At 44.6% G+C, this 15,494-nt stretch carries 10 protein-coding genes; 4 read left to right on the top strand and 6 right to left on the bottom strand.

The annotated features are described in order from the left end of the window. Positions 1-38 precede the first annotated feature (38 nt). The 3 genes from JEZ96_RS05345 to rppH are packed head-to-tail and all read right to left on the bottom strand — an operon-like array spanning position 39 to position 3,679. On the bottom strand, positions 39-839 hold the full coding sequence (locus JEZ96_RS05345) for a sulfite exporter TauE/SafE family protein (RefSeq protein WP_014610116.1): 801 nt from the start codon (positions 837-839) through the stop codon (positions 39-41). A 58-nt stretch (positions 840-897) separates the two neighbouring features. Next, positions 898-3,132 carry a phosphoenolpyruvate--protein phosphotransferase gene (ptsP, locus tag JEZ96_RS05340; protein ID WP_128090148.1) on the bottom strand — a complete coding sequence of 745 codons (2,235 nt, stop codon included), beginning with the start codon at positions 3,130-3,132 and terminating at the stop codon, positions 898-900. Between the two features lie 22 nt (positions 3,133-3,154). Beyond that, on the bottom strand, positions 3,155-3,679 hold the full coding sequence (gene rppH / locus JEZ96_RS05335) for an RNA pyrophosphohydrolase (protein WP_011790291.1): 525 nt from the start codon (positions 3,677-3,679) through the stop codon (positions 3,155-3,157). A 687-nt stretch (positions 3,680-4,366) separates the two neighbouring features. On the opposite strand from rppH, the gene mutH reads away from it, so the two are divergent. Together mutH and JEZ96_RS05325 are read left to right on the top strand one after the other, a co-directional pair. After that, positions 4,367-5,038 carry a DNA mismatch repair endonuclease MutH gene (gene mutH / locus JEZ96_RS05330; RefSeq protein WP_014610113.1) on the top strand — a complete coding sequence of 224 codons (672 nt, stop codon included), beginning with the start codon at positions 4,367-4,369 and terminating at the stop codon, positions 5,036-5,038. 122 nt (positions 5,039-5,160) lie between these two features. After that, positions 5,161-6,228, top strand: a complete 1,068-nt coding sequence (locus tag JEZ96_RS05325; RefSeq protein ID WP_011790293.1) for an adenylate/guanylate cyclase domain-containing protein — start codon at positions 5,161-5,163, stop codon at positions 6,226-6,228. A gap of 54 nt (positions 6,229-6,282) precedes the next feature. Here the strand turns inward: JEZ96_RS05325 and oxyR are convergent, their stop codons facing one another. From oxyR to JEZ96_RS05310, 3 genes are all read right to left on the bottom strand, one after another. Then, positions 6,283-7,194, bottom strand: a complete 912-nt coding sequence (gene oxyR / locus JEZ96_RS05320; protein WP_198779861.1) for a hydrogen peroxide-inducible genes transcriptional activator OxyR — start codon at positions 7,192-7,194, stop codon at positions 6,283-6,285. Between the two features lie 365 nt (positions 7,195-7,559). After that, a complete protein-coding gene (locus JEZ96_RS05315) occupies positions 7,560-7,925 on the bottom strand; it encodes an Hpt domain-containing protein (protein ID WP_011790295.1) in 366 nt (121 codons plus the stop codon). A gap of 190 nt (positions 7,926-8,115) precedes the next feature. Continuing rightward, positions 8,116-9,045 carry a TIGR01212 family radical SAM protein gene (locus JEZ96_RS05310; protein WP_025007373.1) on the bottom strand — a complete coding sequence of 310 codons (930 nt, stop codon included), beginning with the start codon at positions 9,043-9,045 and terminating at the stop codon, positions 8,116-8,118. A 584-nt stretch (positions 9,046-9,629) separates the two neighbouring features. Here JEZ96_RS05310 and gltB point away from each other — a divergent pair. Together gltB and JEZ96_RS05300 are read left to right on the top strand one after the other, a co-directional pair. After that, on the top strand, positions 9,630-14,078 hold the full coding sequence (gltB, locus tag JEZ96_RS05305) for a glutamate synthase large subunit (protein ID WP_128090149.1): 4,449 nt from the start codon (positions 9,630-9,632) through the stop codon (positions 14,076-14,078). Positions 14,079-14,084: 6 nt separating this feature from the next. Continuing rightward, the gene (locus JEZ96_RS05300; protein ID WP_011918882.1) at positions 14,085-15,491 is read left to right on the top strand and encodes an FAD-dependent oxidoreductase; all 1,407 of its coding nucleotides are present in this window, start codon (positions 14,085-14,087) and stop codon (positions 15,489-15,491) included. Positions 15,492-15,494 lie beyond the last annotated feature (3 nt).

The following is a 15,494-nucleotide window of genomic DNA, read 5'->3' as shown; positions in this document are numbered from 1 at the left end:
AAACATCCATAAACATCGTCAAAAAAGCGGCTCTGAAACTAGGCCAAAATTAACTTAAGACCAACACACAAAAGTAAGAGTGCAAATATTTTTTTTAATACAGGTGTCGGCAAAGTACTCGCGGCTTTTACGCCTACTGGCGCCATAAAAATAGAAGTGATAATTAAACCAAACAGGGCGGGTAAGTAGATAAAACCAACGGTACCATAAGGTAATTCAGGAGCGTCCATCCCTGCGATAATATATCCAAAACTGCCAGAAAGAGAGATTAAGAAGCCCATCGCAGCAGAAAAACCAACAGCTTGACGCATCTGTAAACCATAAAAAGTCAAAAATGGTACAACCAGAATACCGCCGCCGATTCCCGTTAATCCTGCCAATACCGCAATAAAAGCAGATGCAATAAAAAGCACAAAAGCATTAGGTAACTGGCGATTCGACTCAGTCTTAAACGGATAAACCATCTGAATTGTCATTAAAATCACAAATATTGCAAAACCTCGCTGCAGGGTATCAGCGGGAATGCGTTCAGCAATAAAACCAGAAGCAAGCGCTCCAAGCACAAGCCCTGGCAGCATAGATTTAAATAGAGACCAAGGTATATTGCCACGCTTATGATGGGCTCTAGCAGAGGAAATGGAGGTCAGAATAATTGCGGCCAATGAAGTCGCAATAGCGATATGTGGCAATTGAGATGAGCTAATCCCAACTGATGGCAAAATATAAAGTAGCGCTGGCACAACAATTAAACCGCCACCGATCCCTAATAACCCCGCCATAAAACCGACAAATGCACCTAAAGCTAAGCAAATAAAGAACACTGTTAACAAACTATCCACACGAATACCTACAGCGCGATAAATTGAGGTCTTAGCTTAAAGCAAAAAACGCCATTAGTTAATTAAGAATTGTGACTAAACCTTGCTCATTCAAATATTCTTTAACCAGCTCACGTACTTGAAAACCATTTGATAAACTTAACGCCTGCGACAGTAACTGATCTAAATCAGCACGAGCAACACGGCGAAGTAAATAGTTTATCCGTGCTAAGCTACCTTGATTCATACTCAATTGGTCATATCCCATCGCCACCAGCAAAATCGCCCCCATCGGCTCACCAGCCAACTCGCCACAAATGCTAATATCGAGTTTATGATAGAGACAATCGAGGTGAGCTTGATGTAGCGCGCGTAAAATGCCCGGGTGGTAGCTATCAAAGAGAGAACTAACCCGTGGATTATTACGATCAACCGCGAGCAAATATTGGGTAAGATCGTTACTTCCTACAGAAACAAAATCGACCCGTCTAGCCACTTCATCTAATTGATATAACAATGCAGGTACTTCGAGCATAATGCCAATTCGCGGCATCACAATCTTGTTATTAACATCATGTTTTAGCTCAATATATGCCTGATGTAAATATTCTAAAGCTTGATCAATCTCATCCAAGTTACTGACCATTGGAAGTAAAATACTTAACTGCTTACCTTCACCACCAGCCTGTAACATCGCCCGTAACTGGACTAAAAAAAGCTCTGGATGATCAAGGGATAAACGAATACCACGCCAACCGAGGAAAGGGTTATCCTCTTTAATTGGAAAATATGGCAGAGGTTTATCCCCTCCCACATCTAGAGTTCGCATCACCACGGGACGATTTGAGGCAGCCAATAAAACCTGCTGATAGACTTTGACTTGCTCTGATTCACTCGGGAAGCGTTGTTGCAACATAAAAGGAATTTCTGTTCGATAAAGCCCAATACCATCGGCACCCTCGGCTATTTCAGAGGCGACACCACTGAGTAATCCTGCGTTTAAATACAAACGAATACGTGAACCATCTATGGTTACCGAAGGTAAAGACAACTCTTGGGCATACTGACGTTGTAATGCTTTTTGCGCTGAAATCAAACTGCGATACTCGCTGACAACGGCTGGAGATGGCGATACCATCAGTTGTCCACGGCTCGCATTCACGACTAATAGCTTTTGATCTATATCCGCAGACAGTAATTGCTCAACCCCCGTAATCGCTGGGACGCCAAGAGCGCGGGCTAAAATTGCCGCATGGGAGTTTACACCACCAAGCTCCGTGACTATTCCTGCAAGTTTTTGCCTTGGAAATTCGGCTAACATAGTGGCGTCAGCTTCGCGGGTCACCAGAATGACGGGCTTATCGGGTTCAAGTTCAAGACGCTCAGGCTCGATTAGCTGACGTAATACCTTTTGACCGAGATCGCGAATATCACTGGCGCGTTCTTTAAGATAGGGGTCTTCCATTGCAAAAAACTGTTGGATATAACGCAAAGATACTCGACTTACCGCCGACTCTGCAGCCCACCCTAATTGCACTTCACGGGTGTACTCACCACCCAAACTAGCATCATCGAGTAATAATAGTAACGCATTGAAAATAGAGACGACTTCGTCATCTTGCTCACGATCAAATCGTTGAGATAAGGCACCAATGGCGTCTTTACAACGTCCCATCGCAGCCGCTAATCGGCTAGATTCAATGGCGATATTTTCACAACGCACATCGGGCTGCTCAAGGGCAATTTCACCACCAAGTACGAATGCATGAGCAATGGCAATACCATTAGATGCAGAAGTCCCTTGAAACAAAATCTGTTGGTTGTGCGAACTCACCTGAGCTTTTTGCTTCAACCCGCGTATAGCCATAGCAAGTTGGGCGGCAAGCGTCATTAAAAACGCCTCTTCTCCCTCGCTAAACTGACGAGCACTGGCCTGCTGTACCACTATCACACCAACAACAGCTTTCTGATAGATAATAGGTACAGCTAAAAATGCACGGTATTCTTCTTCTGCAACCTCGGGGAAGAGTTTAAACCTTGGATGAAGCCTAGCATCCGCTAAATTGACGGCCTCTTCACGTTGGGCGGCAAGTCCAACTAATCCCTCTGTCAGCGGCATACGCACCCGACCAACAGCACTTTTTTCAAGGCCATCGGTTGCCGACAACACAAGTTCTTGCTCTTCTAATATGTAGATGGAGCAACATTGAGTGTCCATTGCCGCTTTAGTGGATGAAACTAAGACTGCTAATGCGGTTTCTAAACTGTGGGCAGATGCCACGGCCTGCGTAATATCCCTAAGCGTATTTAACACTGTTTTCAATCCTCTTTGAAAATCAGCCTGTCGTTTTTTGCCTTCCCCGCTTCCTCGGAATTTCCTGGGTTTGGAATGACAATGCCGTTGCCGCAAACTCTTTCATCACTTTTCGATATACATCACGCTTAAATGAAACGACTTGTCGCACGGGATACCAATAACTTACCCAACGCCAATCGTCAAATTCAGGATGCCCTGAAGAACTTAAATTAATCGCACTATCTTGGCTTTTCAATTGTAACAGAAACCATTTTTGCTTTTGCCCAATGCAGACTGGTTTACTGTCTTGCCTCACTAAACGCTTAGGTAGACGATACCTTAACCAAGAACGAGTCGAGGTTAATATATGTACATGTTCGGGTCTTAGGCCGACTTCTTCATATAACTCACGGTACATAGCCTCCTCTGCTGACTCACCATCGTCAACACCACCTTGAGGGAATTGCCAAGAATGTTGGCCAAAACGTCTAGCCCACATAACTTGACCATATCTGTTACAAATTATTATGCCCACATTTGCGCGAAAGCCGTCGCTATCAATCACATGGACTCCGAATAAGGATAATTTTAATAATCCGATTGTTTCATAAAGCCAGTCTCTCAGCAAACCTCTATTTTAAGTGGTACATGGGATAAATTCCTCTATATGGATTATTTATCAACAAACAGAAGAAGGCATTCTCAAGGATATCCACATTTTCTGTGGATATCCCTGTTTGAAACTCCCTTGAACTTGTTATAACGTCCAAAAAACAGAAGTTCCAAGGTTCAGTACACTGTTGAAGCAGAACGAAAAAGCTAATATATATCAGCATGATAAAAAATATTTTTAAAACCATCAGTAAAATAAACAATTTAAGGTTAATTTTTAACCTTAAAACTTAATAGTGATTCTAGACTAAATTACAATAAAGGTTATGCACAGGACACTCTGAAAACTATCCACATTTCGATAAAAAACACCGAATTTTTGCATTGACTTGCATTTTTCATTAGGTTAAAGGCATTCACTTTAGGAGTTATCCATAATATCTGTGGATAAGTATGTGAGGAACGTAAGGGAAAGCCGAGTGTAACTTTTAGCGCCTTTAAAAAGATATCTAAATACTGAAGATATAAACATTAAAATCATTAACTTAGCAGTTACCCTTTATAAATGTTATCACCGCCAATCCCCAGAGCATTTTTTAACCACTGTTGCTAACGAACTATTTTTAAGTAAAATTCGCCCATGAAAGCAATTATCCCTCCAGAAAATCTCACCGAATTACTCGAGCGCGCCAATATGATGGCTGGCGTAAGTTTGGCACAAATTGCTGCTAATAGAGGAATAACCGTCCCCAAAAATCTTAAGCGAGATAAGGGCTGGGTTGGCCAACTCATCGAAATGGAATTGGGTGCAACAGCGGGCTCTAAACCTGAACAAGACTTTTTACATCTAGGTGTCGAGCTCAAAACCATTCCCATAAATGCACAAGGAAAACCGTTAGAAACAACCTATGTATGTGTCGCGCCGCTCTCGCAAATTGAAGGACTTACTTGGGAAAACAGCCTAGTCTGCCACAAACTACAGCGCGTGCTTTGGGTTCCCGTCGAGGGTGAAAGACAAATATCTGTCGGTGCTCGCCGTATTGGCACGCCTATTTTATGGCAACCAGATCCCGATGAATTACGTCTATTACAACAAGATTGGGAAGAAATAATGGAGCTTATTGCACTAGGAAAAGTTGAGAAACTCACAGCCCGTCACGGCGAAGTATTACAGCTACGGCCAAAAGCAGCCAATAGCAGAGCATTAACGCAAAGCATTGCCGAAAATGGTAGCCTCAAAATGACCAATCCTCGTGGCTTTTATTTAAAGACCGCTTTTACCGCCATGATACTAAATAAAGCTTTTGGTTAAATTTTAGTAACGATATGGACTTGTATTGATCCAGATCACAAATTTCACTAGCACTTTGGTGATGATTTTCTATAAACTACGGCATCCTGAAATAACGGTCGTATTCGGATAAAAATCGAGTCGTGAGAGCACGTAGACAAGCGAAAAAACTTCTTTTTGCGATATTAGCTTGGGCTATTGCCATGGCTGCTTTCGTGTTTTTTCGATATGCACAATCACCAGAACTGCCCCAGTGGGCGGTGAGCTCAGCCGATCTTGCGACCCTCGCGGTTTATATGGGGATTATCTTTGGTAGCCTACATTGGATGTCAAACTTAATTGCCGATTTTAGCGCAATCAATCGCCTTCCCTATGTGTTTTCAGTTATTTTCAAAGGGTTGTTCCTATTACTAGGTGCAACAACCTTGGCCTACATTACTCAATTTTTAAATATGTGGGCAATAGAAAACCATATGTCTACGCTAAGGCAAATGCTCACAGCACATATTTTGTACAGCCCTTCTTTTCAAGCACTCATTGTCTACCTTGTTGTTGTTCGAGTCAGTTTAGCCTTTGTTGAGCAAATGGCATTATTAGTAGGCCCACGTATTTTACTCAATATCGGTATGGGTAAATACCATAAACCGAGATATGAACAGCGTTTGTTTCTTTACTTGGATATGGTTGCCTCCACCACACACGCTGAATCACTCGGTGATTATCGTTTTAGCCGTTTAATCCAAGATAGCTTTAGCTTATTGTCAGACACAGTAACGAATAATGAAGCCGAAATATATCGTTACATGGGTGATGCCGTCCTTATCCATTGGCCGTTAGAAGAAGGCGTGGTGCATGATCGTTGTATGAATATCTATTTTGAATTTAGCCAACAGCTTAGCTGGCAAAGACACTACTTTGAGGAACACTACGGTTTTGTGCCTAAATTTAAAGCCGCAGCACATTGTGGGCAGGTAGTAGCAGCGGTTGTTGGGGTACAAAAACAAGAAATTAGCTTCTTTAGTGACGTACTCAATACGTTAGCAAGGCTGCAAGATCAGTGTAACCCCCTTGGACAACGTATGTTAGTGTCTGGGGCTTTAGCTGGACGCTTAGATAATCCCAATAGTGAATATCGCCTAACCAACCTAGGCCCAATCAAACTAAAAGGGAAACAACACTCAATAGAAGTATTTGGTGTTTCCCCACTCTGATCTTGACTCAATTTAAGCTGTAACTAGACGTCACACTTTGCTGTTGCCGCAAGTTTAATCTTCGTCTTTAGTGAGTAACTTTTGGATCATTAAACCTAACGTGCGGAAAGTTAAAATTCGGCTGGTAGTTTGTCGCCAAACGAGCCCTATATCTCGGTAAGGAGCCTCACCCGGTGGTGTCATTACCACTAAATCGGTATCGTTTAGAATGCCAGCATCAATTGCCATTTGTGGTAAGAAGGTCGTCCCTAATTTACTGTTTACCATTTGTACTAAGGTATGCAAACTGGTCGCGGCGAATGGGTTTACCTTGGCACTATCCCCCAACTGACAGGCAGTGATTGCATGGCCTGTTATGCAATGTTCACTTTGCAATAAAAAAATACTCTCATCCGGTAAGGCTTGATAGTCGATCGGTTGATGAATTTCTCCAGCTAAATCCTTATGGATGACCATTTTGAATGGGTCAATGCCAACCTTCATACTGTGATAACCACTAGTATCAACTGGTAAGACAAGGATCAATAGATCTAACTCTCCTTTCCCTAAAGCATCTAACAAACGGTCAGTTGTATCTTCTTTCAGCAACAAACTCATCGCAGGATAAGCTTGCTGGCATTGGCGCACAACGCGACTCAATAGGAAAGGGGCAATCGTAGGAATACAGCCTAGGCGAATATCACCCGTCATTGGCTCGCCTTGATTTTTAACTAGCTCAACTAAGTCGTCGACATCGGTGAGGATCTTACGGGAACGTTGTACAACTTCTTCACCAATAGCAGTAAACATAAATGATTTGTGATCACGTTCGATCAATTGATGACCTAGTTGCTCTTCTAAATTTTGGATCCCACTGGATAACGTCGACTGACTAACAAAACACACCTTAGCAGCGCGGTTAAAATTTTGCTCTTGATGGAGATTCACCAAATAAAATAAATTCTTGAGGCTAGGTAAACTTTTCATTTTATCGATTGCCAATAAGGTTATGCATTAATAAATTAAATCTACTCTAGCATAAAGTATCAACAATAACGCGGCATTAGTTATCAAGAGTGTGAGCCGAATCGCCATTCCGTGGATTGTACAACGGCTCAATAGATCAAACTGAGGTGTTACGATATTTTGAGGTTACATTTTGTTCGTGACGGCAAGTTCGAACGGTGTTTCTGCTGCGTTTTCATCTATTGATAAAAACTGGCTCAAGTTTGCACTGGTGACTCAGCGTGCTCGAAAACATCAAACACGCTCTCGCTTATCAATAAATAATATTATCTAGTCAATGCTGCAGCCATCTCTTTTGAACAGACACGCCATAGTTATAACTGATGTTATATTTTTGCCTGAAGAAACAGCTTTAGCTGTTGTAAATCTGCGCTCGCAAACTCAACAATCTGAGCAACCCAAATACCATGCTCTACTGCCCAGCGATCTTCTTCACCATGTTGCAATAATTGAGCAATTTGCTGAATACGTTTCAAACCAACAGAGCCTGCGGCCCCCTTAAACTTATGAGCCTCAGAACACAGGGTATCTTTATCTTCAGCATCGTTAGCCTTTACTAGATTACCCACATATTCAGGCATGAGTTGCTCAAATAGTACAACACTCTTCAAGAGGGTAGCTGCACCAATAGCACTACAGTACTGTTCCAAAGTATTGAGATCTAGGATTGCTTCTAATTCAACTGTGGCCATCGAGGCCTCCCTTAAGTAGTTCAATGCGTAAATCAAATTCAGGACATGATACCCTCAAAAATTGACAGTGCAACTTATAGCAGTATTTACAGTCCAAAACAAATTTATCTATAACAAATCAAAAGCTTGCTATTAACACCATCCAACATTTACCACTATGGATGGTATCTAAACCGTGCTGATATTGCGACTATCGTCCCTCTAATGCTTCCCCTTGTCCACCATAAAGCGCCAAATTATCGACAATCGCCACTAATCCATCCCAACGATAAGCACACCAATCGGGTGCCAGTAGTATTGGTTTTTTAGCGTAGGCAGTAACTCGATGGAAAATCACTTCTTTTGGAGTATGGCGGATCATCTCTCCGACACTGCGGGCATAATCCTCAAGACTCGATAAAGGTAAGCGACCACTTCGCCACGCTTTGGCCATAGTGCTACCTTCGACAATATGCAAAGGATGCAGCTTCAAACCATCAACGCCCTGCTGCAATACAGCTGCTAAAGTCGCCATATAATCGCTGTGAGTTTCGTTGGGTAAGCCAAGAATAAGATGAGTGCATACCTTTAGACCACGGGCTCTAGCCCTAGAAACAGTGTCACAATAGCAGGCGAAATCATGGCCACGGTTAATTCTACGCAGCGTTTCATCGTTGGCAGTTTGTAGTCCAAGTTCTAACCAAACATCGACACCATCGGCCTGATAACGCGCCAGCAAATCCAATACATTATCCGGCACACAATCGGGGCGAGTTCCTACACATAAACCGACTATCTCATCATCTTTAACTGCTTCATCGTATTTAGCCATCAACACTTGATACTCATCGTAAGTGCTGGTGTAAGCCTGAAAATAAGCAATAAATTTATCGGCTTGAGCCTGAGGTTTCGCCTCACGATAGCGACTCTTTCCCTGTTCGAGTTGCTCAGTAATACTCAATACATCAGCAGTTTGATGGCTAAATGACGCCACATTACAGAAAGTACAGCCTCCTCGCCCCAAAGTGCCATCACGGTTAGGGCAAGTAAACTTGGCATCTATTGTCAGTTTACGCAATCTTGTGCCGTATTTTGCCTTACAAACTGCGCCGAATGTGTTGACGTATGCATCAAGCCCCATTACAACACCTGCCTAACGTGATATGGCTTCATTTTTAATAACCAAGATAAAATTACAGTAGAAAAGAAAAAAGTGATTGGACGAAAGGAAAAAGCGTATTGTAAACAAAGTTAGCCTGTTTTTCTTTGCCGTAAATAAAACTCCGAATAGATAGTCACAACTATTGTCAAAAATGTGCACTCCCCCTTGCATTTAACTTACATTTAGCGATCTACCTCACAAATGCGAAGAATAAAAATTCACTTATTATAATTTTTTATACCTTCACTGTATTTGCAATAAAAATCACTATTTGTAAATCAAAAACAATCCCACTCCATGTTACACTTTAGTAAATCATCAGTTTTATCCTTTTTAAAATTCTTTTTATTCATAATGTTATACAACGTATTTTACTGTTGACGTTAACGTAACGCCATTGTGTTTTGTGTATGAAATATGAATTAATACCCATATTTTATGCAAATTTTTGGTTTGACCTTTAGTGAATCTCAGGCTAATTTGGGTGGTTCGGGTGCATATATAGAAAGTCTTTACATTTTCTCCCCGAGAAGTAATCAGTTGAGGTCTAGGGAGGTTTTTGTATGAGCTTATATCATCCCAGTTTTGAGCGGGACAATTGTGGTTTTGGGTTGATAGCACAAATGGATGGCGAAGCCAGTCATCGTATCGTGCGTACGGCTATTCATGGCCTTGATCGAATGAAACATCGTGGTGGCATAGCTTCCGACGGTCGCACTGGCGATGGCTGCGGTTTATTAATGCAATTACCCGTGCAATTTTTTGAAGCAATTGCCGCAGAAAATGATTGGCATTTAAGCCGCAAGTTTGCCGTAGGTATGCTGTTTTTAAGTCAAGACAATGAATTGGCCGACCAAGCTAAGTTTATCCTTGAGCGTGAACTCGAACGCGAAACCTTAAGCATTGCTGGCTGGCGCAAAGTACCAGTCAATCCCGACGTATTAGGGGAAATCGGCAAGGCTAGCCTGCCACAAATCTACCAAGTGCTGATTAACGCGCCTATCGGTTGGCGTGAAAAAGACTTAGAACGCCGCCTTTATATGGCGCGTCGCCGCTTAGAACAGCAGATCATTGATGACAAAGACTTCTATGTCGCGAGTTTGTCTGGCCAAGTTATCGTCTATAAAGGCTTGATGATGCCTGTAGATTTGCCCGCGTTTTATCCCGATCTCGCGGACATTCGCTTAAAAAGCTCTATCTGCCTATTCCACCAGCGTTTTTCAACGAACACATCCCCTAAATGGCCATTAGCTCAGCCGTTTAGATATTTAGCCCATAATGGTGAAATCAATACTATTACGGGTAACCGTCAATGGGCCCGTGCCCGTGCCTATAAATTTAATTCACCGCTACTGCCAGATTTGCAGCAGGCCGCTCCCTTTGTGAATGAAACAGGCTCAGACTCTTCATCTTTAGATAATATGCTGGAAATGCTGTTATCCGGTGGCATGGACTTATACCGTGCCATGCGTCTATTGATCCCGCCTGCTTGGCAAAGTAATCCAGAAATGGATGATGAATTAAAAGCCTTCTACAACTTTAACTCTATGCATATGGAGCCTTGGGATGGTCCGGCCGGTATTGTGATGACCAACGGTCGCCATGCCGCCTGCGCCGTTGACCGTAATGGTCTGCGTCCATCACGTTATGTGATCACAAAAGATCGTATTTTGACCTTAGCTTCCGAAGTTGGAATTTGGGATTACGCCGCAGATGAAGTGATCGAAAAAGGCCGTGTTGGGCCTGGTGAATTGCTGGTACTCGATACGTTAAATGGTCGCCTATACCAATCCTTTGAAATCGATAACGATCTTAAACGCCGCCACCCTTATAAAGAATGGATGGCAAAAAACAGCCGCACTTTGATCCCAGCAGAGCAACTCACCACAGAGCAACATGGTGCTAGCGAATTAAATCCAGAACAATTGCTGCAATATCAAAAGCAATTTGGTTATACCCGCGAAGAGCTAGAACAAGTTATTTGGGTATTAGCAAAACAAGGTGAAGAAGCCACAGGGTCAATGGGTGATGATACACCGATGGCGGTGCTGTCGAAAAAGTCACGTTCGCTGTATGACTATTTTAGGCAGAAATTTGCTCAAGTAACGAATCCCCCCATAGATCCATTACGTGAAAAGCATGTCATGTCCTTGGCGACTTGTATTGGTCGCGAGCAGAACCTGTTTAATGAAACCACAGGGCACGCTTACCGGGTGATGTTCAACTCGCCAATTCTATTATTCAGTGATTTTAACCAATTACTGGGATTAGATAGCACTTACTATCGCGCTAATATCGTCGATTTAAATTACGATCCTAATGAAGGACTCGAAAACGCCATCCGCCGCATCACAGCCGAAGCGGAACGTTTAGCTCGTAGTGGCACCACCTTACTCATTTTATCCGATCGCGCCGTTGATAAATCTGCACAAGTGATCCCCGCAGCCATGGCGGTCGGATCTGTGCAACAAATGCTGGTGAATAAAAGCCTGCGCTGCGACACCAACATCATTGTTGAAACTGCATCAGCACGGGATCCACACCACTTTGCCGTACTACTTGGCTTTGGTGCCACTGCCATTTATCCATACCTAGTGTACGAATCAATCTCCGATCTTGCGAAACGCCATGGTTTAACCGATACGATTGCATTAATGCTGAACTTCCGTTACGGCATCGAAAAGGGCTTGCGTAAAATTATGTCCAAAATGGGCATCAGTACTGTCGGCTCTTACCGTTGTAGTCAACAATTTGAAGCCATAGGCATTGCCAGCGAAGTCATCGACTTATGCTTTAAAGGTGTAGTTAGCCGTATCGAGGGCGCCGGTTTTGCAGAAATCGCCCAAGACCAAGCAATACTGCACAAAGCGGCCTACCGTGCCCATGTGCCATTGCCGCAAGGTGGACTGCTAAAATACGTTGAAGGCGGTGAATATCACTGCTTTAACCCAGATGTAGTCAACACCCTACAGGCATCACTGATCGATAAAAACTTTGCTACCTATAAAAAGTTTGCCGAACTGGTCGACAATCGCCCTATTGCCACACTGCGTGATTTAATCGGTATTAAGGGAGCTCAAACCTCGATTGATATCACCGATGTAGAAGCGGCATCAAATCTATTCTCACGTTTTGACAGCGCTGCTATGAGTATTGGCGCATTAAGCCCTGAAGCCCATGAAGCGCTGGCTATCGCAATGAACCGCTTAGGCGGCCGCTCAAACTCAGGTGAAGGTGGTGAGGATGCTCGCCGCTTTAATACTGAACGAAATTCTGCAATTAAACAGATTGCCTCGGCCCGCTTTGGTGTCACTGCGCATTATTTAGTTAATGCTGATGTATTGCAGATTAAAGTCGCCCAAGGCGCAAAACCCGGTGAAGGTGGTCAGTTACCCGGCCATAAGGTGAGTGTTGAAATCGCCGGACTGCGGCATGCTCGTCCTGGTGTAACGCTGATTTCACCGCCACCACACCACGATATTTACTCTATCGAAGATTTAGCCCAGCTGATTTTCGACTTGAAGCAAATCAACACTAAAGCGCTGATTTCAGTTAAATTAGTGTCAGAGCCAGGTGTCGGCACTATCGCCACGGGCGTAGCCAAAGCCTATGCAGATATGATCACCATTTCCGGCTACGATGGCGGCACAGGTGCTAGCCCAATCACCTCAGTGAAATATGCGGGTAGCCCATGGGAGCTAGGTTTAGCCGAAGTGCATCAATCTCTCGTGGAAAATGGTCTACGCCATAAAATTCGCCTGCAAGTCGATGGTGGCTTAAAAACCGGTACTGATGTCATTAAAGCCGCGCTCTTAGGTGCTGAGAGCTTTGGTTTTGGCACTGTGCCTATGATCGCCCTAGGTTGTAAATACCTGCGTATTTGCCACTTGAACAACTGCGCGACAGGCGTAGCAACTCAAGATAAAAACCTGCGCGATAACCATTACCACGGTCTGCCAGAGCGAGTGATTACTTACTTTGAGTTTGTGGCAGAGGAAGTGCGCGAATGGATGGCGACCCTTGGGGTCAGTAAATTTGAGGACTTAGTTGGCCGCAGTGAGTGGTTGTATACCCTTGAAGGACAAACCGCTAAACAACAGGGCTTAGATCTTTCACCGATTTTGTATCAACCCAAAGTGCCAGCGACCTCATCACGTACTTGGCAAGAAACCAATCCACCGGCAGATTTAGGGCTACTTAACCAGCATTTATTAAACGAATGCCAAAGCGCCGTCGATAAGGGCGAGAGTTTCGATGCGGCTTATAGCATCAATAACACTGACCGCTCCGTTGGCGCAACCTTGTCAGGCTATATCGCGAGCACGCTCGGCGTGAAAGGCACTAAAGCGCCCATCAAACTGAGCTTTAACGGCAGCGCAGGCCAAAGTTTTGGCGTGTGGAACAGCCCAGGACTTGAGTTAAAGCTCTGTGGCGATGCCAACGACTATGTGGGTAAAGGGATGTCTGGCGGTAAGATTGTGATTTATCCACCACTGGGCAGTCCATTCCAAAGCGAGCGCAGCGCCATTGTCGGGAACACGTGCCTTTATGGTGCGACAGGCGGCAAGTTCTTCGCCGCGGGTCAAGCGGGCGAGCGTTTTGCAGTACGTAACTCAGGGGCGATTGCTGTGGTCGAAGGGCTTGGCGATAATGGCTGCGAATACATGACTAGCGGTATCGTGGTTGTCCTTGGTAAAACCGGGGTGAACTTCGGCGCGGGTATGACAGGCGGCTTTGCCTATGTGTTCGACCAATTTGGCCGCTTCAATCGCCGTGTGAATACTGAACTTGTCGACACTCAAAAACTGGAATCACCGATCCATCAACAACATTTAAAAGGCTTAATTGAAGCCCACGTGGCCGAAACGGGCAGCGAACATGCCAAGATGATCTTAAGTGATTTTGGTAACTGGTTAGATTGCTTCGTATTAGTGAAACCTAAAAATATTGCCGTGGCCGATCTGCTCAAACTCGAGCAATCGAGCCCAGAATTAGTTGTAAAAGCGGGGTAATGGCGCATGAGTAACGATTTTCAATTTATTGAAGTGGGTCGTAAAGACCCCGCTAAACACCCTGCAGCTAAACGTGCGACTCAGTTTATTGAGATTTATCAGCCTTTTGCTCAGCCTCAAGTAGCCGAGCAAGCGGACCGCTGTTTAGATTGCGGCAATCCTTATTGTGAGTGGAAATGCCCGCTACACAATTATATTCCTAACTGGCTCAAGCTAGCGGAACAAGGCCGCATCATGGAAGCGGCAGATTTAGTGCATGAGACCAACACTCTGCCCGAAATCTGCGGCCGTGTTTGTCCACAGGACAGACTCTGTGAAGGTGCTTGTACTCTGAACGACGACTTTGGCGCTGTCACTATCGGTAATGTCGAAAAATACATTACCGATACCGCTATCGCCCAAGGCTGGCGCCCCGATATGAGCAAGGTCACGCCACGCCCTGAACGAGTGGCGATTGTTGGCGCCGGTCCTGCGGGTTTAGGCTGCGCGGATATTCTGTCTCGCAACGGTGTTAAAGCTGTGGTCTTTGATAAATATCCACAAATTGGTGGGCTACTCACCTACGGTATTCCGTCTTTTAAACTCGACAAAGCCGTTATGGCGACCCGTCGCAGTGTATTAGAAGGCATGGGCATTGAGTTCAAACTCGGGGTCACTGTCGGTAAGGATATCCCATTTACTCAACTGCTCGAAGAATACGATGCCGTCTTCCTCGGTATGGGCACTTATACTGCCATGAAAGCGGGTCTTGAGGGTGAAGATGCCCAAGGCGTATACCAAGCCCTGCCCTATTTGATTGGTAACACCCATCATTTAATGGGCACTCAAGATGCGCAAACGCCCTACCTGAACCTTGAAGGTAAACGTGTGGTGGTATTAGGCGGTGGTGATACTGCGATGGATTGCGTGCGCACCGCCGTCAGACAAGGTGCCAGCAGCGTAGTCTGTGCTTACCGCCGAGACGAGGCCAACATGCCAGGTTCACGCCGCGAAGTGCAAAATGCGCGCGAGGAAGGGGTTAACTTCCTGTTTAACCGTCAACCTGTGGCGATTAAAACCCAAGATGGCAAAGTGATCGGCATTGAATGCGTCGAAACCGCCATGGGCAAGGCCGATGCAAGCGGTCGTCAACGCGCAGAAGCGATTGCAGGTAGCGAGCAGTTGCTCGAAGCCGATGCCATTATTATCGCCTTTGGTTTTCAACCAAGCCCTGCACCTTGGTTTGCCGAACACGGTATCGAGCTCGATCAATGGGGCCGAGTCAAAGCAAATAAGTTAGATGAAAACCCATTCCAAACTACCAACCCGAAAGTGTTTGCCGGAGGTGATATGGTGCGCGGTTCAGACTTAGTCGTGACAGCCATTGCCGAAGGTCGCGATGCAGCCCAAGGTATTCTTAACTACTTAGACTAAGCA

It is taken from the genome of Shewanella putrefaciens (genome assembly GCF_016406325.1).
GTDB classification, from domain to species: Bacteria; Pseudomonadota; Gammaproteobacteria; order Enterobacterales; family Shewanellaceae; genus Shewanella; species Shewanella putrefaciens.
Note: the sequence above shows the minus strand (reverse complement) of the source record. Positions and strands in the feature narration are given on the sequence as shown.

Bases quoted from the DNA above. Each gene is read 5' to 3' on its own strand.
- mutH (WP_014610113.1), top strand. From the start codon at position 4,367: ATGAAAGCAATTATCCCTCCAGAAAATCTCACCGAATTACTCGAGCGC.
- oxyR (WP_198779861.1), bottom strand. From the start codon at position 7,194: ATGAAAAGTTTACCTAGCCTCAAGAATTTATTTTATTTGGTGAATCTC.
- JEZ96_RS05315 (WP_011790295.1), bottom strand. From the start codon at position 7,925: ATGGCCACAGTTGAATTAGAAGCAATCCTAGATCTCAATACTTTGGAA.
- JEZ96_RS05310 (WP_025007373.1), bottom strand. From the start codon at position 9,045: ATGGGGCTTGATGCATACGTCAACACATTCGGCGCAGTTTGTAAGGCA.
- gltB (WP_128090149.1), top strand. From the start codon at position 9,630: ATGAGCTTATATCATCCCAGTTTTGAGCGGGACAATTGTGGTTTTGGG.
- JEZ96_RS05300 (WP_011918882.1), top strand. From the start codon at position 14,085: ATGAGTAACGATTTTCAATTTATTGAAGTGGGTCGTAAAGACCCCGCT.